The organism is Brevibacillus sp. SKDU10 (assembly GCF_001645205.1).
Classification (GTDB): Bacteria; Bacillota; Bacilli; order Brevibacillales; family Brevibacillaceae; genus Brevibacillus_B; species Brevibacillus_B halotolerans.
Genome location: NZ_LSSO01000022.1, coordinates 1 through 23,031, shown reverse-complemented (window position 1 = coordinate 23,031; position 23,031 = coordinate 1). Strand labels below are relative to the sequence as shown.

The following is a 23,031-nucleotide window of genomic DNA, read 5'->3' as shown; positions in this document are numbered from 1 at the left end:
AAACGGGGGCTTGACCAAAGGGCTCACAGAGGTTTTTATCCAACAGATTAGTATGTGATTAAAGAAGAAACCGGGATGTCACCTAGTTTTTCACGACCATCGAGATAGCTTAATTCAATCAGGAATACAGCCCCTACTACAATTCCACCCAATTGTTCAACAAGGTTGATAGATGTCTCGATCGTACCGCCTGTTGCAAGTAGGTCATCTGCAATCAATACACGATCACCAGGCTTGATTGCATCTTCATGCATTGCTAATGCATCACTGCCATACTCTAAGCTATAATCAGCTTGAATAGCTTTGTAAGGTAGTTTGTTTGCCTTGCGAATCGGAATAAACCCAACGTTCATCGCATATGACAATGGTGCCCCTACAACAAAACCACGCGCTTCCGGTCCTGCGATTACATCCACGTTTAGGGTATCAGCAAATGTTTTCAGTTCATTGATTGCCGCTTTATATACAGGGCCATCTTTTAATAGGGTAGTAATATCTTTGAAACGAATCCCTGGTTGTGGGTAATCTGGAATCACGCGAATATAATCTTTAAAGTTCATTAAGGAATGCCTCCTACAAAAGAATAAAAACAAAGTAAGTTGGGTGCTCTTCTTCTAAGACTGATGAAGCATATCCAAATATTTTCCTAGTCCATCATGATTAGAAAGGAGCAGTTCGGCGTGTAGCTCGGCTTCCTCACGCCAGTCTAGGTATCGTGAAGATGTATCCAATGGCGCTTTAGCCGGTTCTGGATGCAATAGGTATGCTTGCTCGCTATCTTCAATAAAACGAAGCTCTATAAAAATAGTAAGCATTCGCTCCACAATGGAACGCTTTAGCTTTAATTTTTTAGCCAATGCATCGAGATGAGCCTTGTTGATTTTACCATATTGTCGAAAAATTTGATACAGCGCTTTAAAATCTTCTCGGCTCGGTACATGTAGCAATTCAAAGGCCTCGTCCGCTTCTCCAAATAAGCAGTAAATGGAGTCCATTTCATGTAACGCAGTCATCGCTTGTCCCAATGCTTTTTTGGAGGAAGGAAGGTCATATAAGATGATCGAGCGACATCCTTCCATCCAATCTCCTTGCATTTCTCCAGCATTCGTTACATACAGAAGCGACCTTTTGGTAAGCTGCTGACTTGCAAGTAAAGAGTGCAAACGTTGATGGTTAGCTGCTTGGAATGTGATGGTAATCAACTCTTCCGCAACTATTTTATCCAACCATTTTTTCTCTTTATCGCGCGTGCCTCGCCAGTCGAAAATCTGCTTATGCTTGACCGCTACATCACGAAGCAAGAATTGAGGCTTTCGCAACCCATTCCATTCATTAATCTGCAATTCACCAAGCACGGAAAGCTTTGATGTTGGAGCTACCTGTTCCATAATTGGGGCAAAACCAAAGCCGATAGCATCTAGTTGCGATTTCTCATGTGACAATACACATTTTAGATGTGTCTCATCCTTCCCAATTTTACGCATACCCTGATGACCGACCTTTTCACAGACAAGCATTGGAGTAGGGTTACCCATGCCGAATGGAGCTAAAGCTTCCAATTCTATAGCAAGATCTAGATTCATTTCATCAAAAGCCACTTCAAGATCTACTCTTGTTTTGGGGATGAAGTCTTCTGGTTGCAGCCATTCCTGTGAAATACGATGCAACGCCTTGCGTAGCGGATCTACATTCTCTATGGGCAATGTCATACCTGCTGCCATTGTGTGACCACCATAGTGTGGTAAAAGCTCCTTGCACGCCGTCAATGCCTCGTACATGTCGAAGCCAGCAATGCTTCGAGCCGAGCCTTTTGCTGTGCCTTTTTCCGAATCGATTCCAAGCACAATAGCAGGTCGATAGAATTTCTCCACTAAACGAGATGCAACAATACCAACAACGCCAACGTTCCATCCCTCTTTGGCTACAACAATTACTCCACTCTGATCAGCCGGATATAGCTGTTCAACCATTTCAATGGCTTCTTCCGCCATCGCTTGAACTAACTCTTGGCGCTCCCGGTTCAACTCATCAAGTACTTCCGCTTGTTCCTTCGCTTCCTGTACATCCTCTGACACGAGCAATTTAACCGCTGCTTCTGCTGTTTCTAAACGACCGCCCGCATTAATCCGTGGTCCAATGGCAAAGCCCACATGTCCCGCAGTAATTTCTTTCTCCTGAAGCCCGCACACATCAAGTAAAGCTTGGATGCCTACATTGTGTGTTCGATTCAATCGTTGCAATCCTAAACTAGCTAATACCCTGTTTTCATCCACTAAAGGAACAAGGTCAGCAATCGTTCCTATTGCAGCCAAATCGATGAAATCCATCGGAGGCTCTTTTAACAGGGCTTGGGCCAGCTTAAAAGCAACGCCTACACCAGCCAGCATGTCAAACGGATAGGAACAACCCGTTTTTTTAGGATTCATTACTGCAAACGCATCAGGCAGAAGCTCAGGTGGTTCATGGTGATCCGTCACGATGATATCAAGCCCCAACTGATTTCCATGCGCTACCTGCTCTACCGCGCTTATGCCAGTATCCACAGTCACGACAAGCCGAAAACCGCTGTCATAAATGTATGACAACGCTGTTTGGTTTAACCCGTATCCTTCTTTAAAACGATTCGGTATATAATAATCAAATGTGGCTCCCAATTTTCGTAACAAATGCACCATTAAAGCAGTGGAGCTAACTCCATCCGCATCATAGTCTCCATATATGCAAATCGGTTCATGGCGCTCAATCGCCTGTTGGATTCGATGCACGCTTTTGTCCATTCCATCCAATAAGAATGGATCATGTAGCTGTTCTGGACTCACATGCAAAAAGTCACGTGCCTTTTGTGACGTATCCATCCCTCTTTGAACGAGCAAACGTGCAAGCAAAGGCGATATCCCACACGCTTGGGCAATCTCTGCACTTATTGCTTCGTCATATGGGGTGAGTTGCCATCGCGATTTCGCTTGTAGCATGAGGCAGCCCTCCAATCCTCATCCATTATATAAAGAAATAGAGGGCATGCCAAGCTTTCTTATTAAACGCAAAAAGCGCATGTTTTAAGAACATCATGTCATAAATAAGCTTGAATTGTGAAAAAGTCCAATAATAACTGCATTATTCATGCGTCTTAGCAGGTTCCTCATCCCATGACTTTCCTTTTTCATCATATGGATTAATGTGAACAAACACATTTCGAATATCCTGATGTTTCTCCATTAAATTGCGTTTAACATTTTTTCCGATTCGATGTCCATCCTCTACCGTTATATACGGATCAACAGAAACCTTAATATCCACGATTTGATAGTGACCTGTTTCTCTGGCCCACAGCTCATCAATTCGCAATACTCCCTCTACCTCCATAACTGTTTTACGCAAAGGCAGGGCATCTTCTTCGTGCAATACATGATCCATCGTGGAATGAATTGATTCCTTTAAAATATGGTAGGCTGTTTTTAATACAAGGAAGGATACAAAAATCCCTGCAATGGGATCAAGATATACGGTCCAACTTACCCCTAGCTTCTCCCCAAGAATTGCCCCGCCAACACCAATTAACGCGGCGAAGGAAGAATATACATCAGAACGATGCTCCCAGGCATTCGCAATTAATGATTGGCTATTCAATTTTTTCCCTAAACGATACTTATATCGAAACATCCATTCTTTTATAATCATGGAGCCTAACGCCGCCCATACGGCTAACATGCCAGGAGGCTCAAGGGGCTCATAGAGTGATTTATACGAGGAATAAGCAATTTCAAAGCCCACAATAGCAAGCAGGATAGATACGATAATAGCTGAAATTGACTCTGCTTTTCCGTGCCCATACGGATGGTCTTGATCTGGAGGCGCCTCCGCTGCGCGAAGCCCTATTAAAACAGCAACTGACCCGATTACATCAGATGCAGAATGAACAGCATCGGCTACCATCGCTCGCGAATCAGCCACCAAGCCCACAAGTAATTTGACAAGTGCAAGCAACAGATTGCCAACAATACCGACCCATGCAGCAAACTGAGCCTTTGCCAAACGATTTTCCACCTAGTTTCCTCCTCCTTGTATCAGTTGGATGAACCTATTGTATCACTTGCCCATCCACTACTTATTGTATTTTCTTGAGAATAAAAAAACCGCAGGGGATATCCCCCACGGTTTATTCTATCCAATTTAGTTCTCATTAGGAGCAGCTTTTAATCCTTTTTTCTTCATTTCACGTTCTTTCATAGATACCCAAATCTGTGCAGCGATAAAGATGGAAGAATACGTACCACTGATCAGACCAAAGATAAGAGCCAAGGAGAAGTTACGAATGCCTTCGCTACCAAAAATAGCAATCGCAGCAGCCGTAATGAACACGGTCAAAACAGTAAAGATAGAGCGGCGCATACTTTGCCATAAGCTCACGTTGACCATATGCTCTAAATCCTCAATGCTTTTTGTTTTCATTGTCCGCATGTTCTCACGAATACGGTCAAAGATAACAATCGTATCATTGATAGAATAACCAACGATCGTTAAAATCGCTGCAATAAACGTTAAGTCAACTTCCAAACGGAACAAGGAGAACAAAGCAATCGGGATAAAAGCATCATGTAAGATGGAGATTACGCAAGCAATCCCGAATAAGAATTGGAATCGAATGGCAATATAGACAACAATCCCCGCAGAAGCAACTAAAACAGCGATAATGGCTTTATTCACCAATTCATTAGCAATCACGGGGTCGACCGTAGATTCCTGTTTCGTTACCTGATTACCATATTTTGCTTTAACAGCAGCCTCAATCTCTTTCAGCTTTTCTGGAGTAATCGTTTCTGTAAACGTTGTTGTTGCGAATTCCTTATTATTACCATATTTGGTTACATCTTTAAAGTGAACATCAGGCATTACTTTTGCAATAATTTGTTGAACATCCGCTTCATTAAACTGTTTGTTAATAAATAAATCCAAACGAGTACCTGCTGTGAAATCAACGCCTTTATTTAGTCCAAACATTAGCATCGAGGCTAAACCTAGGGCGAGTAGGATACCTGAAAACCAATAGAATTTGTGTCGGTTTTTAACAATATCAAATTTAACAACATCTTTTTCTTTAGAGTTCACCGATTTCACTCTCCTTTACACCAAACCAGCGAGGCTTCTTAAACGCATTGGAACGAAGAAGCAACCATAGCAAAAAGCGAGAGCCAAACACGTTGGTAATCAAGCTGACAATAAGAGTCATTGCTAGGATAATCGCGAAACCTTGAATGGAGCTCGTCCCAAAGTAGAAGAGAACGACGCACGCAATCAAAGTAGTAACATGTGAATCAATGATTGTAATCAACGAGCGACGTTCACCCGCACGGAAAGAAGACAGAATGGTCTTACCTGTCATGATTTCTTCTCGAATGCGTTCATAGGTAATAATGTTAGCATCTACCGCCATACCTACAGCCAAAATAAAGCCGGCAATACCTGGCAGCGTAAGCGTAGCATGCATCCATTGCAAAACTACTAAACAAACATAAACAAACGCTGTCAACGTGATATTTGCAATCATACCAGGAACACGGTATACAAAAAGCATAAAGAGGAAAATTAGTGCTCCGCCGATATAGCCTGCATAAATAGTCTTTTTCAAAGCAAGATCACCAAGGCTTGCTCCTACTGCCGTTACTTGCTTTTCAATTAATTTAGCCGGCAATGAACCTGCATTTAACGTTTCTGCTAATTCACGTGCCTCATCTTTTGTGTATTTACCTGTTATTTGTGCGCTACCGCCTGTAATAACAGTTTGAATCGTAGGATTTGTTAGCAAGTTTTCATCTAAAAAGATAGCAACTGGTTTTCCTAAATTTTTACGTGTTACTTCTGCAAACTTTTCTGCATCGGCAAACTTCAGAGTAACAAGTGGCTCATTTAGCTCACCATAACCAACAGCAGCACCACCAGGCGCTAGGTCTGTTCCACGCATAACGACTTCACCTGTCATGTCACGGAACGTCAATACGGCTGGTTTCCCGATCAACGAACGCAGCTTCTCAGGATCAGTAACCCCTGCCAATTTAACGCGTACGCGGTTAGGATTTTCAATGGTTACCTCTGGCTCAGAAACTCCCCCAATATTAACACGTTTCTCAATCATCTGAGCTGTTGCTGCAAGTAGTTCTGTGTTTGTTTTGTGCTTTGCATCAAGTGGTTCTACTTCATACAAAATCTCAAATCCGCCTCTTAAGTCAAGACCAAGTACGATATTGCCCGCTACTTTTGTGGTAGTAGTGGCCATGAGCGTACCTAAGAGTCCGATCACCAGTAGGAAGAGAACAAATCTACTCCACTTTATCATCTAACATAATGCCCCTTTCCCAACGGATACCAAGCGTTCATACGCAAATATCCCAATTCAAAGAATCAATATGCCCATTATAGACTTGTAGAAAAATGCATGTCAAATTACGCCGTTATTTTTATACATATTAATCATCACATAGTTCATATATTTGCTAATTTTTAAGGAGAGGATATCGTTAACAAGGCGATGCAGTGTGGGGCGTTCTTCTCCTTTATAGGCTGATATCACACACTCCCATACCTCTTCAGGAGTAATGTTATCGTAACCTAGAATCAAAAATTCCTCCGCCTTACTTTTGCATAAAACTAACATTTCCTGATATTTGTCAACCTCGATAAAGCTCACCATATTCTCTTTATTTTCCATTTTCTACACCTCTTTACGTGACCTTTGTTGTTATAAAATGTTTCTTACACACATAAAATCTAGTCATGCCCTAGGTGGCACGTCCATATGGTAATAGTGTAGTAAGTAAAGCTTACGGTAAATGTTAAAGAGAAGGGGCTATCCCTATGAAAAAATCCTTTTTTTACGGTACCATGGTACTCATCGTAGCAGGCGCCATTACTAAGGTTTTTGGTTTTGCCCATCGTATTATTCTTTCCCGCTTAATTGGTTCAGAAGGTATGGGACTGTATCAAATGATCGTCCCACTTCTCTACTTTCTGATTACCATTACTACATTTGGTTTGCCTGTTGCCATCGCTAAACAGGTTGCAGAAGCGGAAGCAGCCAAAGATCGCCAGCAATCAAGAAGATTCCTCTATTTGGCCCTAGCTATTACAACTGGACTGAGTACGCTAGTCTCATTATTGTTAGCTGTTGGTGCTCGTTTTTTTACGGAATTGTTCTTTACGGACTCGCGTACCCATCTGTTATTGCTGACAGCTTTACCTATTCTACCAATCGCTAGTATCTCGGCTGTCTTACGTGGTTATTTCCAGGGAAAACAAAATATGGTGCCTACAGCCCTTTCTCAATTGATCGAGCAAATAGTCCGTATTTTGATAGTAATAGGTATGACCTTGACACTCGCCCCCTACGGAATTTTTATTGCTACCATTGGTGCAGTCGGTAGCATTTTATTAGGTGAGCTAGCCGGCCTATTATATATGATATGGAATTATAAAAAGAACAGACGCGAACTGGGCGATCTGTTTAAACAACCCGGCTCACGTCGGGCATTGTTTAAAAAAAGCTCCCCGGCTATCAAGCAGCTCTTGCATGTATCCCTGCCTGTCACGATGAGCCGCGTAGTAGGTTCTATTGCTTATGTAATGGAACCAATGCTTGTCCCCTATGCGCTTATATTAGCAGGGTATAAAACCATTCAGGCGACCTCCTTATATGGTCAATTTTCTGGAATGGCTGTCCCTCTGTTACTTTTCCCTACTTTTCTTACCTATTCGTTATCCATTTCGATGGTTCCTGCTGTTGCAGAAGCCGCATTTGAGAAGAACAGCAAGATGGTTCATCGCCGCATTTATCAAGCCATGCGTATAACGCTGGTCATCGGGGCTCCCTGTGCTGTTTTATTATATGTATTTGCAGAGCCTCTCTGTCAACTATTATATAAGCAGGCTGAGGTTGGCCTATTATTAAAGCAATTGGCACCATTTTCTGTATTTTTGTTTTTCCAGGCTCCATTAGCCGCTGCTTTACAGGGATTGGACCAAGCACATGTTGTATTCCGTAACACCCTGATTGGAACAATCGTCAAGATCGCATCCATGTTTATTCTTACATCTCGTCCTGAATTTGGAATTAACGGGGCGATCATTGCGCTGAATTTAAACATTACGTTGGTAACAATGCTCCATTTTGCTAGCCTCGTCAAAGGGATTGGTTTTACTATTCAGGTTGGCGAATTTGTAAAAATTGGTTTTGCTATGCTGGCTATCGGCTATTGCAGCACGTATATGTCTGAGCATTGGTTCAAAGATACTAGCTTACTCCATATGCTAACAATATGCTCTTCTGCTTCTATGCTTCTCTACTTAGTATTACTTGTTAGCATGAGGGTGCTGGGCAAGCAGGATGTAGCCCGGATTCCTTGGATTGGTCAGCAATTAAGCATGTTTTTCCCCCGCAGATGATTATTTGCGGGGGTACTGTGTTTTATTTACAAACAGCTTTCCTTGCTCATCAATGCTACAAAACATAATCTCATTCGTATGACGAAAACCTAGTTTTTTTAATTCCTGCTTGAGCCAAAATATATTTTTACCGATTTTTTCTACAGCATCCTTCTGTACTTCCCCATCCATAATTAAGGGAATGGGAAATCTCACGGTAACACCTGTTAAGGATTTTATAGGCTTCTTTTCTTGTAGACCTAAATCTTGCAGGGTAACAGGTGATTTTTCTGGTTTAGTAAACACACTGACCCTTCCTGTCGTTTCCAATATAGCAAATTCAACATCAGCTAGGTTTTTTATATTTTCCTGACGCAGGTGAATCATTAGGTCATCTAGGTTAAGTCGATTTTTTTTCAATGCTTCTTCTCTTATCACACCATTTGCAATCAAAACATCTGCTTCTCCGTTAACGAAGTTCCTGATCTTTTTACTCTTCATAAACAAATAGGACACTCCTATTTCCAACAGCATGATAAGGATCATGGGCGAAAACATGTGCAGAAGTGGTTTATTCACCTGATCAATCGAAAGAACTGCCATTTCTGCCAGCATGATCGAAATAACAACATCAAACAAAGACATTTGACCCAGTTCTCTTTTGCCCATCAGCCTCATGATGAGTAGGAGGAGGAAATAACTAAAGAGGGTACGCATAAGTATGGTTAGTAGCTCCACGGTATAAGACCTCCCACATGTTCATCTACCTTATTTAGTAGTGTCCACGGGTCCATCCTACCTTATGCGTCCCTCTCTTTTCCTTTCTGTTATAGCCATTTTTTCTTTTTAAAGACATAGAGCATCCACGATGTCAATAAAATCATTGAACCGAATGCGATGACAAACATGACAGGCTCTGCCTTATCCCCCATCCATCCAAAGGTGTTCATTCCAAAGATCCCTGTGATAAAGGTTAGTGGCAGAATAACAGTAGAAATAATAGTCAGGATACGTACTGTTTCATTACTTCTGCCCGTAATAATTGTGTAATAAGTATCTAGTGCACCGTTTACTAAATCCCGAAATGTTTCTGTTGAGTCTACAATTCGCTCCAAGTGATCCGTTAAGTCCACATAGAAAGGAACATTTTCCTCTGAGATATCAAACGAATAGCGACCGTTCACATTGGCAAAAATCCGCTTTTGCGGCAAAATCACGCGGCGTATTAAAATCAATGTACGCTTTAACGCTAAGAATTCCTCTGTAATTTCTTCAGTTTGATGCTCGTAGATTTCATCCTCTAAATCATCAATACGGACACTTAAGCGATCCATAATTGGAAAGTATTCATCGGTAATCCCGTCAACAATCGCATACAACAAATAATCCGGACCTCGATTTAAGAAGGAATTGCTGCGATGACATTGAGCAGCAATGCGCCCAATTGTATTCATTGGTGATTTATGAATAGTAACAATGTAGTTTGGACCAAGGAAAACATTAAGCTCTACTGTAGTAATCTCGTTATCGCTTTCCTCATTATAACGCAGCGCGTGAAAAACGAAGAAATAGTAGTCATCATATTTATCCACTTTTGCACGCGGGCTGACGTGCAAACAGTCCTCAATGGCCAATGGGTGAAACTCAAAAATTTTCGCAATGTAATGCAGTTCCTGATTACCTACATCATACAGATCAATCCATAATAAATCCTCAGGAGATTTCAGCCATTGATCCTTGGTTGTTAAATCTACATCGTGGATCATCTTCTGTTCGGAATGATTATAAAAATAGGTTTTTATCATCGGTATCCTCACCCCCGTCTTTTTCCCTTATCCATCATACGAAAATTCGCGGCGATGTTCAATCAAGAGATGAATAAGCCTGTCAAGCCTCTCATATAGATGGTAATAAGAAAATGAATCATAAAGAGAGGATGGGATCGTGTTATGCGCAGTCATTCCGCCTCGGTGATGACGGGATTATTTCTAACGCTTGGCCTTGTCTTGCTAGGTTCTATTTTTGCTGCATTACTTCTTTCCTTTACCAATGTCAAGGAAAGCTCTCTACCTTACTTTAGCTATGTCATTAACATTTGCAGCTTGTTGATTGGCGGCTTTGTAACGGGGCGCAAATGCGGCGCACGCGGCTGGTATTATGGAGGTTTAACCGGTTTAGGCTATTTCTTTCTCGTCTTACTGATCGGTTTTCTAGGGTTTAATGCTCCGCTTAATTTTTCAACCTTATTGTACACTCTCTTTGCCTTTCTTATCGCAGGAATTGGCGGTGTTTTCGGTGTAAATACGACCAATCGGCGAAAATATTAGACTTATAGATCAAAAGGCATGATCTGTTGACAAGGAAAAAAGCTGTTAGCATATTGCTAACAGCTTTCTTGTGTTTATGATTTATTTCGTATCTTCAGCAGGTGCTTCCAATTCCTCTTTTTTCGTTTCCGCTACTTCTTTAGTAGGGCTAGGAACTGTAACAGAATTTACTGCACCGCGGTCGAACGTCATGTGTACATTGTGAGAAACCTTCAAAATAAGTGTATCGTCAGTAATGTCTTGGATAGTGCCATGCAGTCCTCCAATTGTTACAACGCGATCCCCTTTTTTCATAGCTGCCAACATTGCATTGCGTTCTTTATTACGTTTTTGTTGAGGGCGAATCAACAAAAAGTAAAAGATCACAAACATAATAATAATCGGCAACAATCCACCTAAACCTTGCATGGTTCATCCTCCTTAGTTCTTAGAAAGATCTATTTTCACCCAATCCATATTGGGCAAAAAACTGGTCTCTGAAATCTTTCAAACGATCTTCACGGATCGCTTGGCGCACTTTCTCCATCAATTTAATGAGGAAGTGCAGGTTATGATGCGTAGTTAAACGAATGCCAAAGGTCTCTTCAGCTTTGATCAAATGACGAATGTAAGCACGCGTATAATTCTTGCACGTGTAGCAGTCGCAATTAGGGTCAAGTGGAGTAAAATCGCGCGCAAACTTTGCATTGCGTACGACTAATCTTCCTTGGCTCGTCATGCATGTCCCATTTCGAGCTATACGAGTTGGCAACACGCAGTCAAACATATCAATTCCACGAAGCGCACCTTCTATGAGGGCATCTGGAGAACCTACACCCATCAAATAACGAGGTTTGTTATCCGGAAGCAATGGAACTGTGTAATCTAGCACTTCATACATTAACGGGAATGGCTCACCTACGCTAAGTCCACCGATGGCATACCCCGGGAAGTCCATCTGTACAAGGTCACGCGCACTTTGTTCCCGTAAATCCTGATACATACCGCCTTGTACAATCCCGAATAAAGCTTGATCTTCCTTGCGCTCATGCGCACGTAAGCAACGCTCTGCCCAACGGGTTGTCCGCTCCATCGATTTTTTTACATAATCGTACTCGGCTGGATACGGGGCACACTCATCAAAAGCCATCATAATATCGGCACCAAGTGCATTTTGAATCTGCATCGCTTCTTCAGGTCCAATAAACAGCTTTTCCCCATTTAAGTGAGAGCGAAAAGACACACCCTCTTCTGTAATCTTACGTAAATTGCTTAAACTAAATACCTGAAATCCACCACTATCTGTTAAAATAGCTCCGTTCCAGTTCATAAATTTATGCAAGCCACCTGCTTCTTTAACGATCTGGTGACCCGGACGCAAGAATAGATGATACGTATTACTTAAAATAATGTTAGCGCCCATCCCGCTGATTTCTTCAGGGGACATGGTTTTAACTGTGGCTTGAGTCCCAACCGGCATGAATGCTGGGGTTTCAAAAGTACCATGCGGGGTATGAACTCGTCCCAGTCGTGCGCCAGTCTGTTTGCACGTTTTAATTAATTCGTAGCGTACTGCCAAAGTCTCTGCACTCCTCAATAACCAGATGTGAACACCATCTGTTTTATTAGCATGTTTTTCCTACGTCTTATCTATTATAAAAGGTATGATCATGAATCACAAGAAAACGCATAAAAATTCTTTTATTTAATTAACATCGCATCTCCAAAACTAAAGAAACGATACTTGCGGGCAATCGCATCCTGATAAGCACGAAGAACATTCTCACGTCCAGCCAAAGCACTAATTAGCATGACCAGCGTTGATTTAGGTAAATGGAAGTTTGTTAAAAGCCCGTCAATAATTGCAAATTCATAGCCAGGATACATAAAAATATCCGTCCAGCCAGACTGAGCAACTAGCTTGCCATCATGTTCTTTGGCAATAGTCTCCAGTGTTCTACAAGATGTGGTGCCGACAGCAATGACTCGCTTACCTGCCTCTTTTGCACCATTGATCAGATCAGCCATTTCCTGCGTCAATTGATAATGCTCAGCATGCATAACATGCTCTTCAATTACATCTGCTTCCACCGGACGGAATGTTCCCAATCCCACATGTAAAGTAACATAGGCTAGTTTAATCCCTTTTTGCTGAAGCTTATCCAAATAATCTTGTGTAAAATGCAAACCTGCTGTCGGTGCCGCCGCAGAGCCTAATTCCTTAGAGTAAACAGTCTGATAGCGTTCGCGATCATCTAGTTGTTCATGAATATAAGGCGGCAGGGGCATTGAGCCTAAGCGATCTAAAATCTCATAGAAAATTCCCTCGTAGGAAAATCGAACAATTCGTCCCCCTGTTGGTGTAATCTCTTCGCAAACACAGCGAAGCATACCATCACCAAACTCTATCTCAGTCCCTACTTTAAATCGTTTCCCTGGGCGTGCTAAGGTTTCCCAACGGTCATCCCCAAGCGACTTAAGTAACAAAATCTCAATTTTAGCCCCTGTCTCGCTTTTTACGCCAATTAAACGGGCGGGCAACACGCGACTGTCATTAACAACCAGCACGTCCCCCGCTTCTAAATACGCAATTAAGTCCGTAAACTGCTGATGAGTTACTTCACCTGTTTGTTTATCAAGAACAAGCAAGCGAGACCCTGTGCGATCCTCAAGTGGATGCTGGGCAATCAACTCTTCAGGCAGGTCAAAATCAAATAAAGTTACATCCACGTCTCTCTAATCTCCTTTTTTGCAATTCATTGCTGTTGGACAAATCCTTCTAAGACTCAGAAGGCATTGGGAGTTGAAAATGAGTGTAGCATGCTGGTGTCGCAATACGTCCACGCGGTGTTCGCTGAATGAACCCAATTTGTAGCAAATAAGGCTCACAAACATCTTCAATCGTTTGTGATTCTTCCCCAATGGTAGCTGCAATCGTATCTAGCCCTACTGGTCCGCCTGCAAATTTTTCAATGATGGCAAGAAGTAATTTATGATCAATATGATCGAGTCCGCAAGCATCCACCTGAAGTCTGACTAAAGCTTCATGGGCAATTTCTTGGGTAATAATTCCTTCGCCCTGAACCTGAGCGAAATCCCGGACACGTTTTAATAAGCGATTGGCAATACGCGGTGTCCCTCGGGAGCGCTTGGCAATTTCTAGAGCCCCACCTTCTTGCATCCCGATTTGCAGGATGTCTGCTGCACGCGAAACAATGAAAGCTAATTCTTCAATTGTATAAAACTCCAAACGATTAACGACCCCAAATCGATCACGCAACGGAGACGAAAGTAAGCCCGCACGCGTCGTAGCCCCTATTAAGGTAAAGGGCGGCAGGTCCAGTCGGACATTGCGAGCACTCGGCCCTTTTCCGATGATGATATCTAAAGCAAAATCCTCCATTGCTGGATACAGGACTTCTTCTACACTGCGATTAAGTCTATGTATCTCGTCAATAAACAGCACATCCCCCTCCTGGAGATTCGTAAGGATGGCAGCTAAATCACCTGGTCGTTCAATCGCGGGTCCAGAGGTTGTTTTTAGGTTCACACCTAGTTCATTAGCTATAATCTGGGATAAAGTTGTCTTTCCTAAACCTGGAGGTCCATATAATAATACATGGTCCAACGCCTCTTTTCGCATTTTAGCAGCTTCGATAAAGACCTTTAAATTCTCTTTTACCTGCTTTTGCCCGATGTATTCGGATAAGAAGCGAGGACGCAAACTAAATTCATTTGCATCTTCTTCCCACTGCATATGGGTCGTAATAATCCGATTATCGTCCATCTTCTTTTATCCCCTCATAAAGAGCGCAAGCCCCTGTTTAATCAATTGTTCTACACTAGCCCCCGATTTAGCTGATTCCAGCAATTTAGGACGAATCCCTTGTGTTTCGTTGTCTGAATAGCCTAAAGCCATTAACGCCTGCATTGCTTCTTCTAAAGCAGCCATGTCGGAATTTCCCTTCACCAATAAAGATTCTGGTGCAGATGTAACCAGCATAGACGGTGTAAAGCCCTTCAACTTATCTTTCAAGTCTAAGATCATGCGCTGGGCCGTCTTCTTCCCAATCCCAGGAAACTTTGTTAAATAAGTCACATTCTCTTGTTGAACAGCAGAAACAATTTGGTCAGGTGTAGCCCCAGCCAAGATAGCTAATGCGCCTTTTGGCCCGATGCCATTCACATCAAGCAGTCGGCGATATAAATCACGTTCATCTCTGGTTGCAAATCCGTACAAATGAATCGCATCTTCACGTACATGGTGATGCGTAAATAAACGGCAAGACTTCCCTTCATCTTTCACAAAATAATAAGGATTAGGACAAAAAATGCGGTAGCCAAGCCCACCTGCTTGCACCACAACGTATTCCGTATCTATATAAGAGACAGTTCCTTCTACAAAATCAATCATTTCTTTGCACCTTCCGATATATCATAATACGTGCGGCTTTGAGCATGTGTAATCGCTACACCTAATGCGTCTGCTACGTCGTCTGGTTTTGGTACTTCCTTTAACCTCAATAACATCCGCACCATTTCTTGAATTTGCTTTTTCTCAGCTCCACCGTAGCCAGTCACTGCTTGCTTGATTTGCATCGGTGTGTATTCAAAAACCGGGATACCTTTTTGCTCCGCAGCCAAAATAATAACACCCCGAGCCTGTCCTACAGTAAAAGCCGTGGTCACATTTCGGTTAAAAAACAATTTTTCTATGCCCATTTCATCAGGCTTATACGTTTCCAAAAGCTCAATGGTAGCATCATACACTTGACGCAATCGCAGCGGCACAGGAGTATGAGCTTCTGTCTGTATGCTACCATACTGTACAGGCTTTAAGGAACTTCCTTCTTTATCTATAAAACCAAACCCGACAATTGCAATCCCCGGGTCAATTCCGACTATCCGCATTCCATTCTCTCCGCTTCTTCCTGTCTTCCTTTAACTGTAACACAAACCAGACAGATTGCGAACATGCATTTCCGTTGAAAGTTTGATAACCCCATCTATAAGCAATCGAACCCTAGCTTTTTTCTACCGTTTCCACACCTTTTATCATTGATTAAGCCCATTTCATTGATTCATTACAGAGCACACAGAAAAAGCCTGCTGAGATGTTCTCAACAGACTCCTCCTGCCTCGTTTCATAACGTTTGGACGGCCATTTAGTGTTTGTTCATACCAAGCTCATCAGCTAAGTCATGCTGCATATGGGCGTAATTGTCCACTTCGTGCTGCATCTGATTTTCGATACTATTTATCTTTCGATAGTTCAATTTGTTATGACCTTGGTTGAGCTGAACATACAAGCGTTGATGGAACTGGTCTTTGTAGCTTCCTCTAGGCATTGAAGACATACAAGAACTCCTCCTTCACATGGCCGTCCCCTACAGTATGCGATGTTGATGATTGTGGTATGTATCCCGATTTTACCTATTGGCGTTCGATCACTAAAGGATAACAAGCTTAGAATGAAATGGATTTCTCGAAGCATCCTATAATTGAAAGTCGATTTCATTTGTCATTTTAAAGAGGGGTATGTTATGAAGAAGAAATCTTTTTCTAGTCTCTATTTTCTGCTAGTCTGCTTTTGTTTACTATTTTCCCCCTCCACTGTTTTTGGAAAACATCATGTGTACGTAAGCGAAACAGATAAGCTCGTGCCATTTTCCCCGGGTTCCCTGCCTCAAGGGGGAATTACCATCATTGTAAAAACCTCTGTTCATGCTGCTTTTCAATCGAAGCTGACAATATCAGGTCAGGAAAAATGGGGACAGCTAATTGAAGCTGGCCCACGCATTTCAAGCTCTGAACCAGAATTTATTCGGGCTATAATCTATACGGGAAAAAATCGTTATCTATATAGTGATGAGCAGCGGTTATTTGAACAAGACTCCTATCGGGAAGTACTAGTAACAAATTCATTGCGTACACATCTTGAAAAATGGGTTTCTTTAACAGAACAAAAGCATTACGGTTTATTATCGCCGTGGAGCGAGGTACGACAAAACTTTAAACGTATGGCTTGCGGAACTGTCACAGATATTGAATCAGGTGAACAATTCCGTGTACAGCGTCGAGCCGGTAGTGATCATGCTGACGTACAACCTTTAACCAAGCAGGATACTCTCATTATGAAAAGGATATATCAGGGAAAATGGAGCTGGAAAAGGCGTGCCATATTACTGACCATAAACGGAAAACATTATGCGGCTTCCATGCACGGTATGCCTCACGGTGGTGATGGAATTCCTGGAAATCAATTTAATGGGCATTTTTGTATTCACTTCTTAGGAAGCTCGACTCACAAGCGTCACGAGCCGGATGCTGGCCACCAATTTATGATTCAAAAAGCGGCTGGAACACTCTATTCAGCTCTGCGGGAGGCTAGCCCCCTTCAAATTATTGATTATTATCTCACCTGTCTGCGGGAAGAAGAGCCTCTTGCTTCCTTTTTGGTTGCGGGATCACCAAGCTCTCTGGCATCCATGAATGATCCAGTGTATGTTCGTGAACGGTTGCACCCGCTTTTAGATAAGATGACAGAGGAAGAGCAAACTAGCGATATGTTTTCAGTCACCATCCCTGTTAAACTCTCCTATGCCAAGAAAGGGGAAAACTATCAAAGAGTCTGTTATTTTACCTTAGTTAGGGGATCACAATGGGATCGTTGGCGAATCGCCGAAATGGAGCTTGTTGGTGAATAACAAAAAACGGTTATGTAAAAAGGATGTTCCCTAAGCAATCTTGCTGTTCGGAACATCCTTTCTTACCTTTTAACCTGAATTGTCCTTATACAGAGACCGTTTCTGAGGTCGTCTGAGAAGCGCTTTTAACTGCCTTGTCTTTTCGAGCCAAACAAATATTCAATACAATCGCGGTTAAAGAGCCTGTAACGATCCCATTTTGCATAATCATCTTCGCCATACCTGGCAGCTGATCAAACATTTGTGGAACCACTGCGGAGCCTAAGCCTACTGCAATACTACAAGCTGCAATTAAAAGATTTTCATTTTTGGATAGATCGACACTAGATAAAATATTAATGCCTGATGCAACTACCATCCCAAACATAGCAATCATAGCCCCACCTAGTACAGCATCAGGAATAACGGTTGTAAGTGCAGCCAATTTTGGCAGCATTCCCAATGTAACAAGAATTACACCCGCTCCCATAATAGCTTCTCGACCTTTGATCCCCGTCAATGAAAGGAGCCCTACATTTTGTGAGAAAGCTGTATATGGGAACGCGTTAAAGATACCGCCCATTGTAATAGCAAGGCCTTCTGCACGTAAGCCTTTTACTACTGTTTTGGATTCAATCTTGGTGTCCGTTACTTTTCCAACTGCAAAATAGACACCGGTAGATTCCACCATACTGATTATATTGACGATTATCATGGTTAGAATTGCCATTATATCAAAGCGCGGCGTACCGAAATAGAATGGTTGCACAATGCTAATCCAGGAGGCAGTCCACACATGTGAGAAGTCAACCATGCCTAAGAAAAAGGCGATCATGGTACCCGTCACAAGTCCAATCAATACGGCAACCGATCGAATAAATCCCGTAAAAAAACGATTAAACAACAGGATTAAAAGCAAGGTTAAAAGAGCCAGAAGTAAATTGGTAGGGGAACCAAAAGATGCACTACCTTCCCCACCAGCCGCATTTTTCATCGCAACAGGAATTAAGGATAAACCAATGATGGTAACGACTGAGCCTGTAACCACTGTTGGAAAAAAGCGTAGTAATTTACCAAACAAAGGTGCAAATAAAAATACAAAAATACCAGATACGATAATAGCACCATATGCAGTTATTAAGCTGTTCCCTGCTGAAAGGGACACGGCAATAATAGGTCCTACCGCTGTAAAGGTACATCCAAGCATTACGGGAAGCCCCGATCCAATGTACCTTCCGCCATACACTTGAAGCAAGGTCGCAAGCCCGCTGGTGAAGAGGTCCGCCGCGATTAGATATGCCATCTGCTGTGGTGTTAATCCCAATTCTTTACCGATAATAAGCGGAACGATAACAGCCCCTGCATACATCGCTAGAACCTGTTGAAAGCCCAAGGTAAATATCTTTTGCTTGCTTAACATTTCGCTCTATCTCTCCCTTTTTGCCTTACGATTTGCATGCACCGATTTCCTCGATAAACTCAATCCCTGTTTCTGGGGACATCGATTTAATTCGAGCTAACGAATGAATAGCAATCCCTCTTTCCTCAAGCAAACCTCGGCCTTCCTGAAAGCTTTTTTCGATAACAGCACCTACGCCAACCAATTCGGCACCAGCTTCTTTCACAATGTCGCACAATCCTACTAATGCAGCTCCAGTAGCTAGGAAATCATCTACGATTAGTACGCGCTCACCCAGCTTTAAATAGGCTTTAGCCACACTAATCTGGTATGTTTCTTTACGTGTAAAAGAATGCACAGATGCCGTATATACATCATCCGATTGCGTAATTGCTTTTTTCTTTTTTGCATAAACAAAAGGGACTTGTAGCGCAAAGCCTGTTGCCATTGCAAATTGAATTCCACTCGCCTCGATTGTTAAAACCTTCGTAATGTTTTCTTTAGCAAATCGCTTCGCAAATTCTTCCCCGATCAGCATGGCTAGCTTTGAGTCCACCTGATGATTTAAAAAAGCATCTACCTTTAAAACCGTATCGGACAATACGTTTCCGTCCTGACAAATTCTTTCCTGTAATACCTTCATGAGTAGCCAAAAGCCCCTTTCCACATTTTCAACAAAGTATTTTAAAAAAACAAAAAAACCCAAAAGGACAAGGCACTTGAATAACAATGTTCAAGTGAAACCTGTCCTTCTGGGTTTTTATCCCTCAGGTGTAGCTTTGTATATAACAAAGCTTGCATCGCTTGGACCAGCCCTCTTGTCAACAAACGGATGACAAAAGCGGAACCCTAGATGCACTTTCACTCGTAGTCAGATGAGATGATCGGTCATCTGGTAGAAACTTATGGGCCATATCCCCAAGAATTATACGAGTCATTTGAAATTGAATAGGTACACTGTAACATACCCACTATTTTTCGACAAGCAGGAAACACATCTCGCTCCCAAACAATATTTTCCCATTATAAATAGGAAGCGATTACATAGTAGAGAATATTTGATCTCCTCTTTCTCCTCCTAACATTCAAACAAATGAGCCCAACAAAAAACAACCAGCTTTTCTCATTAAGTCGAAATGCAAGAGAGAAGCTAATTGTTTTTTATTATTCAATAATGAGCGGGCTTTTGATTACTGAGGCTCAATCTGTCGTTGAAATTCGCTAAAAGTAGATAAAATACTGTTATATTCAGCGAGATCATGTACACGGATACCTTTATACAAATGCCCAATCTCTTCTTTAGAAAGGCTCGCTTTCATACTATCCGTGTTAATTCGATAAAAGGTTTGAATCACTTTCTGATAATCCGGCAACCCTTCAAAGAAGGTTAAAAAACCATCAGGTGATAAACCAAAGTAACCCTTCTCTTTACAAATAGGAGCAAGGTCATTCTCTTCTTTATGTAGCACAATATAATCTGGATGAACCGAAACCAGCTCCCAGCCGGCATACGGTTTCAATATTTGCTCTAAGGTTTGTTCTCTTACTTCTTTTTTCTCCTCATCCGTTACACCGCATACGTATGTACGGGTTAAGACGACCTGTCTTGGCATGGAGAATACAGGCACACTTTCATTACCTTCCATTTGCGATAACATCCTATTTTTATCTACTTGATTAGTCAGCTTCATTTCAAGACGTGAAACCCAGAATCCCAATACTAAGCCTATTGTTAACATAAGAAACAACATTAGCCATTTCCACTTCAGTTTTGCTGGGCGCAATGATTTGAGCATAGCAGAAAAACCCCTTTAGATGGCGTTTTTCTCCTATTATTCTCCATCTGCAACGAGTTTTATACAATAGTAGATCACCGGATAAATCACGAACGTTTTTATTATGAGTTATATTATATTTCGTTATTATTGTTAATGTAAGCGTTTTTTAGGTCAGCCAGTTCCCATTTTACTCGTAAAATCTTCGTAAATTTTGTGTTGCTCCTCCCGATTTATCTGTCGAAAATTAAAAACTTGTGATATGATCGAACTTGTCCAATTCTCATCATTTTATAATATTTTAAGGGGGCTTTTCACTTGAAGAAGACACATCTACACAGTGTGCTAGCTACCTCCATGGTGCTAAGTATGTTTGCTCTTCCTACAGCTCATGTAGGTGCAGAGGGAGAAAGCATTATTAAATTACGTTTAATGGAAACAACTGATATCCATACAAACGTAGTGAACTATGACTACTATAAGGATGCTCCGACTGACCAATTTGGTCTAGCTAAAACAGCGACCTTGATCAAGAAAGCACGTGCAGAGGTTACAAACAGCGTTTTGTTTGACAATGGTGACTTGATTCAAGGAAATCCACTTGGCGATTTCATTCATGAAAAAGGATTGAAAGATGGAGATGTTCATCCAATTTACAAAGCGATGAATCTACTTGACTATGAAGTAGGCAACATCGGTAACCATGAATTCAACTTTGGCCTTGATTATCTTCAAGCTTCTCTTAAAGGCGCAAAATTTCCATACGTAAACGCTAACATCTATATCGACGACAAGGATAACAATCCTGACAACGATAAAAACTACTTCACTCCTTACCACATCTTTGAAAAGAAAGTAAAAGATGAAAGCGGAAAAGAAGTAACAATTAAAATCGGTGCAATCGGATTTGCTCCTCCGCAAGTAACTGCTTGGGACAAAGGTCACTTAGAAGGTAAAGTAATCGCTAAGGATATCATTGAAACGGCGAATAAATTCGTTCCTCAAATGAAAAAAGAAGGGGCAGACATCATTGTAGCAATTCCTCACTCTGGATTTGAAAAAGCTCCAGCAAAAGGAAATGACGAAAATGCTGTTTACTACCTAAGTAAAGTAGAAGGCATTGATGCTATCCTGTTTGGTCATGCTCACAAGCTATTCCCAAGCAAAGATTTTGATGGAATCGAAGGCGTTGACACAGCAAAAGGTACGATCAATGGTATCCCATCTGTTATGCCAGGCTTCTGGGGCGATCATCTAGGTGTTATCGACCTAACTCTTAAACAAGTAGATGGAAAATGGCAAGTGATTGATTCCACAACTGAAGCACGTCCAGTTTATGATGCTGCTACCAAAAAAGCTCTTGTAGAAGCTGATAAGGATATTCTTAATGCTGTAAAAGAAGACCACGAAAACACCTTAGGCTATGTTCGCGGACCAGTTGGCGAAACAAAAGCCCCAATCAACAGTTTCTTTGCATTAGTTAATGACGATCCATCTGTCCAAATCGTTTCAAACGCACAAAGATGGTGGGCAGAAAAAGCAACGCAAGGAACAGAATATGAAGGCACTCCAATCTTGTCGGCAGCCGCACCATTTAAAGCAGGCGGACGTAACGGTGCTGAATACTATACAGACATTAAGGCTGGAACAATTGCTGTTAAAAACGTTTCAGATCTATATATCTACCCAAATACAATTAAAGCTGTATTAATCGACGGTAGCCAAGTAAAAGAATGGTTAGAGCGTTCCGCTGGACAATTTAACCAAATCGATCCAAACAAAAAAGAAGAGCAAGCATTAGTTAATGATGCTTTCCCAACTTATAACTTTGATACATTGGATGGTGTAGAGTATCAATTCGATCTGACTCAGCCTGCTCGTTATGATATCAAGGGTGCTTTGGTTAATGAAAAAGCAAATCGTGTAATTAACCTGCAATATAATGGTAAACCTATCGATCCTAAGCAAAAATTCATCGTGGTAACAAATAACTATCGTGCTTTCGGTGGCGGTAACTTCCCTGGTATTGATGGTTCTAATGTCATCATCGATTCTCCAGACGAAAACCGCGAAGTATTAATTAACTACATTAAAGAGCAAAAATCCTTCAATCCAACCGCTGATGGAAACTGGGGTTTTGCACCAATCAAAGGTGACATTAAAGTAACACTAACCTCTTCTCCTAAAGCAAAAGAGGTTGCTGAAAAGCTCGGATATATCAAGTATATTGGTGAGGGAGAAAACGGTTTTGCTAAATATAGCATTGACCTTTCTACTGCAACTCAAAAAGTAGCTGAATCTGCTGACGCTTCTAAAGAAGACGTGAAAAAAGAGGAACCTAAGAAAGACGATGCTTCTAAAGAAGTGAAAAAAGAAGAACCTAAGACGGACGACGCTTCTAAAGAAGACGTGAAAAAAGAAGAACCTAAAAAAGACGACGCTTCTAAAGAAGA

The 23,031-nt window shown here is 41.7% G+C and carries 22 protein-coding genes and 1 riboswitch; of the genes, 4 read left to right on the top strand and 18 right to left on the bottom strand.

From position 1 onward, the window contains the following. Positions 1 to 47 precede the first annotated feature (47 nt). The 6 genes from AYJ08_RS02950 to AYJ08_RS02930 form a co-directional block, all read right to left on the bottom strand. Positions 48 to 560: an adenine phosphoribosyltransferase gene (locus tag AYJ08_RS02950; protein WP_003338338.1), complete on the bottom strand. Its 513-nt coding sequence runs from the start codon at positions 558 to 560 to the stop codon at positions 48 to 50. Between the two features lie 54 nt (positions 561 to 614). Beyond that, positions 615 to 2,972, bottom strand: coding sequence for a single-stranded-DNA-specific exonuclease RecJ (gene recJ / locus AYJ08_RS02945; RefSeq protein WP_064016524.1), 2,358 nt, complete (start codon positions 2,970 to 2,972; stop codon positions 615 to 617). Between the two features lie 142 nt (positions 2,973 to 3,114). Beyond that, positions 3,115 to 4,044 carry a cation diffusion facilitator family transporter gene (locus tag AYJ08_RS02940; protein WP_064016523.1) on the bottom strand — a complete coding sequence of 310 codons (930 nt, stop codon included), beginning with the start codon at positions 4,042 to 4,044 and terminating at the stop codon, positions 3,115 to 3,117. Positions 4,045 to 4,170: 126 nt separating this feature from the next. Next, positions 4,171 to 5,106: a protein translocase subunit SecF gene (gene secF, locus AYJ08_RS22725; protein WP_082890841.1), complete on the bottom strand. Its 936-nt coding sequence runs from the start codon at positions 5,104 to 5,106 to the stop codon at positions 4,171 to 4,173. Next, entirely contained in the window at positions 5,096 to 6,331 is a 1,236-nt protein-coding gene (gene secD, locus AYJ08_RS22720) for a protein translocase subunit SecD (protein WP_082890840.1), read from the bottom strand. The genes secF and secD overlap by 11 nt, the downstream gene beginning before the upstream one ends. Positions 6,332 to 6,433: 102 nt before the next feature. Beyond that, complete coding sequence (locus tag AYJ08_RS02930; RefSeq protein ID WP_081873162.1) at positions 6,434 to 6,703, bottom strand: post-transcriptional regulator; 270 nt, start codon at positions 6,701 to 6,703, stop codon at positions 6,434 to 6,436. Between the two features lie 146 nt (positions 6,704 to 6,849). Between AYJ08_RS02930 and spoVB the strand changes: the two genes are divergently transcribed. After that, positions 6,850 to 8,433 (top strand): stage V sporulation protein B, encoded by a 1,584-nt coding sequence (gene spoVB, locus AYJ08_RS02925; protein ID WP_064016522.1) that lies wholly within the window; start codon positions 6,850 to 6,852, stop codon positions 8,431 to 8,433. Here the strand turns inward: spoVB and AYJ08_RS02920 are convergent, their stop codons facing one another. Beyond that, entirely contained in the window at positions 8,434 to 9,150 is a 717-nt protein-coding gene (locus AYJ08_RS02920; protein ID WP_197490569.1) for a DUF421 domain-containing protein, read from the bottom strand. Positions 9,151 to 9,239: 89 nt separating this feature from the next. Then, the gene (gene corA, locus AYJ08_RS02915; RefSeq protein WP_031413980.1) at positions 9,240 to 10,217 is read right to left on the bottom strand and encodes a magnesium/cobalt transporter CorA; all 978 of its coding nucleotides are present in this window, start codon (positions 10,215 to 10,217) and stop codon (positions 9,240 to 9,242) included. 144 nt (positions 10,218 to 10,361) lie between these two features. Here corA and AYJ08_RS02910 point away from each other — a divergent pair, with 144 nt between their 5' ends. Continuing rightward, the gene (locus AYJ08_RS02910; protein ID WP_022585782.1) at positions 10,362 to 10,739 is read left to right on the top strand and encodes a TIGR04086 family membrane protein; all 378 of its coding nucleotides are present in this window, start codon (positions 10,362 to 10,364) and stop codon (positions 10,737 to 10,739) included. Positions 10,740 to 10,820: 81 nt separating this feature from the next. On the opposite strand, the gene yajC is transcribed toward AYJ08_RS02910, so the two are convergent. The 7 genes from yajC to AYJ08_RS02875 form a co-directional block, all read right to left on the bottom strand. Then, positions 10,821 to 11,147, bottom strand: coding sequence for a preprotein translocase subunit YajC (yajC, locus tag AYJ08_RS02905; protein ID WP_031413978.1), 327 nt, complete (start codon positions 11,145 to 11,147; stop codon positions 10,821 to 10,823). Positions 11,148 to 11,166: 19 nt separating this feature from the next. Next, on the bottom strand, positions 11,167 to 12,297 hold the full coding sequence (tgt, locus tag AYJ08_RS02900) for a tRNA guanosine(34) transglycosylase Tgt (RefSeq protein ID WP_003338351.1): 1,131 nt from the start codon (positions 12,295 to 12,297) through the stop codon (positions 11,167 to 11,169). A 122-nt stretch (positions 12,298 to 12,419) separates the two neighbouring features. Further along, positions 12,420 to 13,448: a tRNA preQ1(34) S-adenosylmethionine ribosyltransferase-isomerase QueA gene (gene queA, locus AYJ08_RS02895; RefSeq protein WP_064016521.1), complete on the bottom strand. Its 1,029-nt coding sequence runs from the start codon at positions 13,446 to 13,448 to the stop codon at positions 12,420 to 12,422. 49 nt (positions 13,449 to 13,497) lie between these two features. Further along, positions 13,498 to 14,505, bottom strand: coding sequence for a Holliday junction branch migration DNA helicase RuvB (gene ruvB, locus AYJ08_RS02890; RefSeq protein WP_031413976.1), 1,008 nt, complete (start codon positions 14,503 to 14,505; stop codon positions 13,498 to 13,500). Positions 14,506 to 14,511: 6 nt separating this feature from the next. Then, the gene (gene ruvA / locus AYJ08_RS02885) at positions 14,512 to 15,132 is read right to left on the bottom strand and encodes a Holliday junction branch migration protein RuvA (protein ID WP_064016520.1); all 621 of its coding nucleotides are present in this window, start codon (positions 15,130 to 15,132) and stop codon (positions 14,512 to 14,514) included. Further along, entirely contained in the window at positions 15,129 to 15,629 is a 501-nt protein-coding gene (ruvC, locus tag AYJ08_RS02880) for a crossover junction endodeoxyribonuclease RuvC (protein WP_031413974.1), read from the bottom strand. The genes ruvA and ruvC overlap by 4 nt, the downstream gene beginning before the upstream one ends. Before the next feature lie 254 nt (positions 15,630 to 15,883). Further along, positions 15,884 to 16,075, bottom strand: a complete 192-nt coding sequence (locus AYJ08_RS02875) for a hypothetical protein (RefSeq protein ID WP_031413973.1) — start codon at positions 16,073 to 16,075, stop codon at positions 15,884 to 15,886. A gap of 186 nt (positions 16,076 to 16,261) precedes the next feature. Between AYJ08_RS02875 and AYJ08_RS02870 the strand changes: the two genes are divergently transcribed. Next, positions 16,262 to 17,425, top strand: a complete 1,164-nt coding sequence (locus AYJ08_RS02870; protein WP_064016519.1) for a hypothetical protein — start codon at positions 16,262 to 16,264, stop codon at positions 17,423 to 17,425. Between the two features lie 85 nt (positions 17,426 to 17,510). On the opposite strand, the gene AYJ08_RS02865 is transcribed toward AYJ08_RS02870, so the two are convergent. The 3 genes from AYJ08_RS02865 to AYJ08_RS02855 form a co-directional block, all read right to left on the bottom strand. Then, positions 17,511 to 18,824, bottom strand: coding sequence for a nucleobase:cation symporter-2 family protein (locus AYJ08_RS02865; protein WP_064016518.1), 1,314 nt, complete (start codon positions 18,822 to 18,824; stop codon positions 17,511 to 17,513). 25 nt (positions 18,825 to 18,849) lie between these two features. After that, complete coding sequence (locus tag AYJ08_RS02860) at positions 18,850 to 19,446, bottom strand: xanthine phosphoribosyltransferase (protein ID WP_064016517.1); 597 nt, start codon at positions 19,444 to 19,446, stop codon at positions 18,850 to 18,852. A 104-nt stretch (positions 19,447 to 19,550) separates the two neighbouring features. Then, a riboswitch (guanidine-I (ykkC/yxkD leader) is annotated at positions 19,551 to 19,667 on the bottom strand. 326 nt (positions 19,668 to 19,993) lie between these two features. Further along, a complete protein-coding gene (locus AYJ08_RS02855) occupies positions 19,994 to 20,599 on the bottom strand; it encodes a BofC C-terminal domain-containing protein (RefSeq protein ID WP_064016516.1) in 606 nt (201 codons plus the stop codon). A gap of 297 nt (positions 20,600 to 20,896) precedes the next feature. Here AYJ08_RS02855 and AYJ08_RS02850 point away from each other — a divergent pair. Further along, positions 20,897 to 23,031: bifunctional 2',3'-cyclic-nucleotide 2'-phosphodiesterase/3'-nucleotidase (locus tag AYJ08_RS02850; RefSeq protein WP_064016515.1), on the top strand; the 2,135-nt coding region annotated here is incomplete at its 3' end.

Excerpts from the sequence above, each read along its gene's own strand:
- recJ (WP_064016524.1), bottom strand. The coding sequence starts at position 2,972 with ATGCTACAAGCGAAATCGCGATGGCAACTCACCCCATATGACGAAGCA.
- AYJ08_RS02910 (WP_022585782.1), top strand. The coding sequence starts at position 10,362 with ATGCGCAGTCATTCCGCCTCGGTGATGACGGGATTATTTCTAACGCTT.
- AYJ08_RS02860 (WP_064016517.1), bottom strand. The coding sequence starts at position 19,446 with ATGAAGGTATTACAGGAAAGAATTTGTCAGGACGGAAACGTATTGTCC.
- AYJ08_RS02875 (WP_031413973.1), bottom strand. The coding sequence starts at position 16,075 with ATGTCTTCAATGCCTAGAGGAAGCTACAAAGACCAGTTCCATCAACGC.
- ruvA (WP_064016520.1), bottom strand. The coding sequence starts at position 15,132 with ATGATTGATTTTGTAGAAGGAACTGTCTCTTATATAGATACGGAATAC.
- ruvB (WP_031413976.1), bottom strand. The coding sequence starts at position 14,505 with ATGGACGATAATCGGATTATTACGACCCATATGCAGTGGGAAGAAGAT.
- secD (WP_082890840.1), bottom strand. The coding sequence starts at position 6,331 with ATGATAAAGTGGAGTAGATTTGTTCTCTTCCTACTGGTGATCGGACTC.
- yajC (WP_031413978.1), bottom strand. The coding sequence starts at position 11,147 with ATGCAAGGTTTAGGTGGATTGTTGCCGATTATTATTATGTTTGTGATC.
- AYJ08_RS02930 (WP_081873162.1), bottom strand. The coding sequence starts at position 6,703 with ATGGAAAATAAAGAGAATATGGTGAGCTTTATCGAGGTTGACAAATAT.
- spoVB (WP_064016522.1), top strand. The coding sequence starts at position 6,850 with ATGAAAAAATCCTTTTTTTACGGTACCATGGTACTCATCGTAGCAGGC.
- AYJ08_RS02950 (WP_003338338.1), bottom strand. The coding sequence starts at position 560 with ATGAACTTTAAAGATTATATTCGCGTGATTCCAGATTACCCACAACCA.
- ruvC (WP_031413974.1), bottom strand. The coding sequence starts at position 15,629 with ATGCGGATAGTCGGAATTGACCCGGGGATTGCAATTGTCGGGTTTGGT.
- AYJ08_RS02855 (WP_064016516.1), bottom strand. The coding sequence starts at position 20,599 with ATGCTCAAATCATTGCGCCCAGCAAAACTGAAGTGGAAATGGCTAATG.
- AYJ08_RS02870 (WP_064016519.1), top strand. The coding sequence starts at position 16,262 with ATGAAGAAGAAATCTTTTTCTAGTCTCTATTTTCTGCTAGTCTGCTTT.
- corA (WP_031413980.1), bottom strand. The coding sequence starts at position 10,217 with ATGATAAAAACCTATTTTTATAATCATTCCGAACAGAAGATGATCCAC.
- AYJ08_RS02865 (WP_064016518.1), bottom strand. The coding sequence starts at position 18,824 with ATGTTAAGCAAGCAAAAGATATTTACCTTGGGCTTTCAACAGGTTCTA.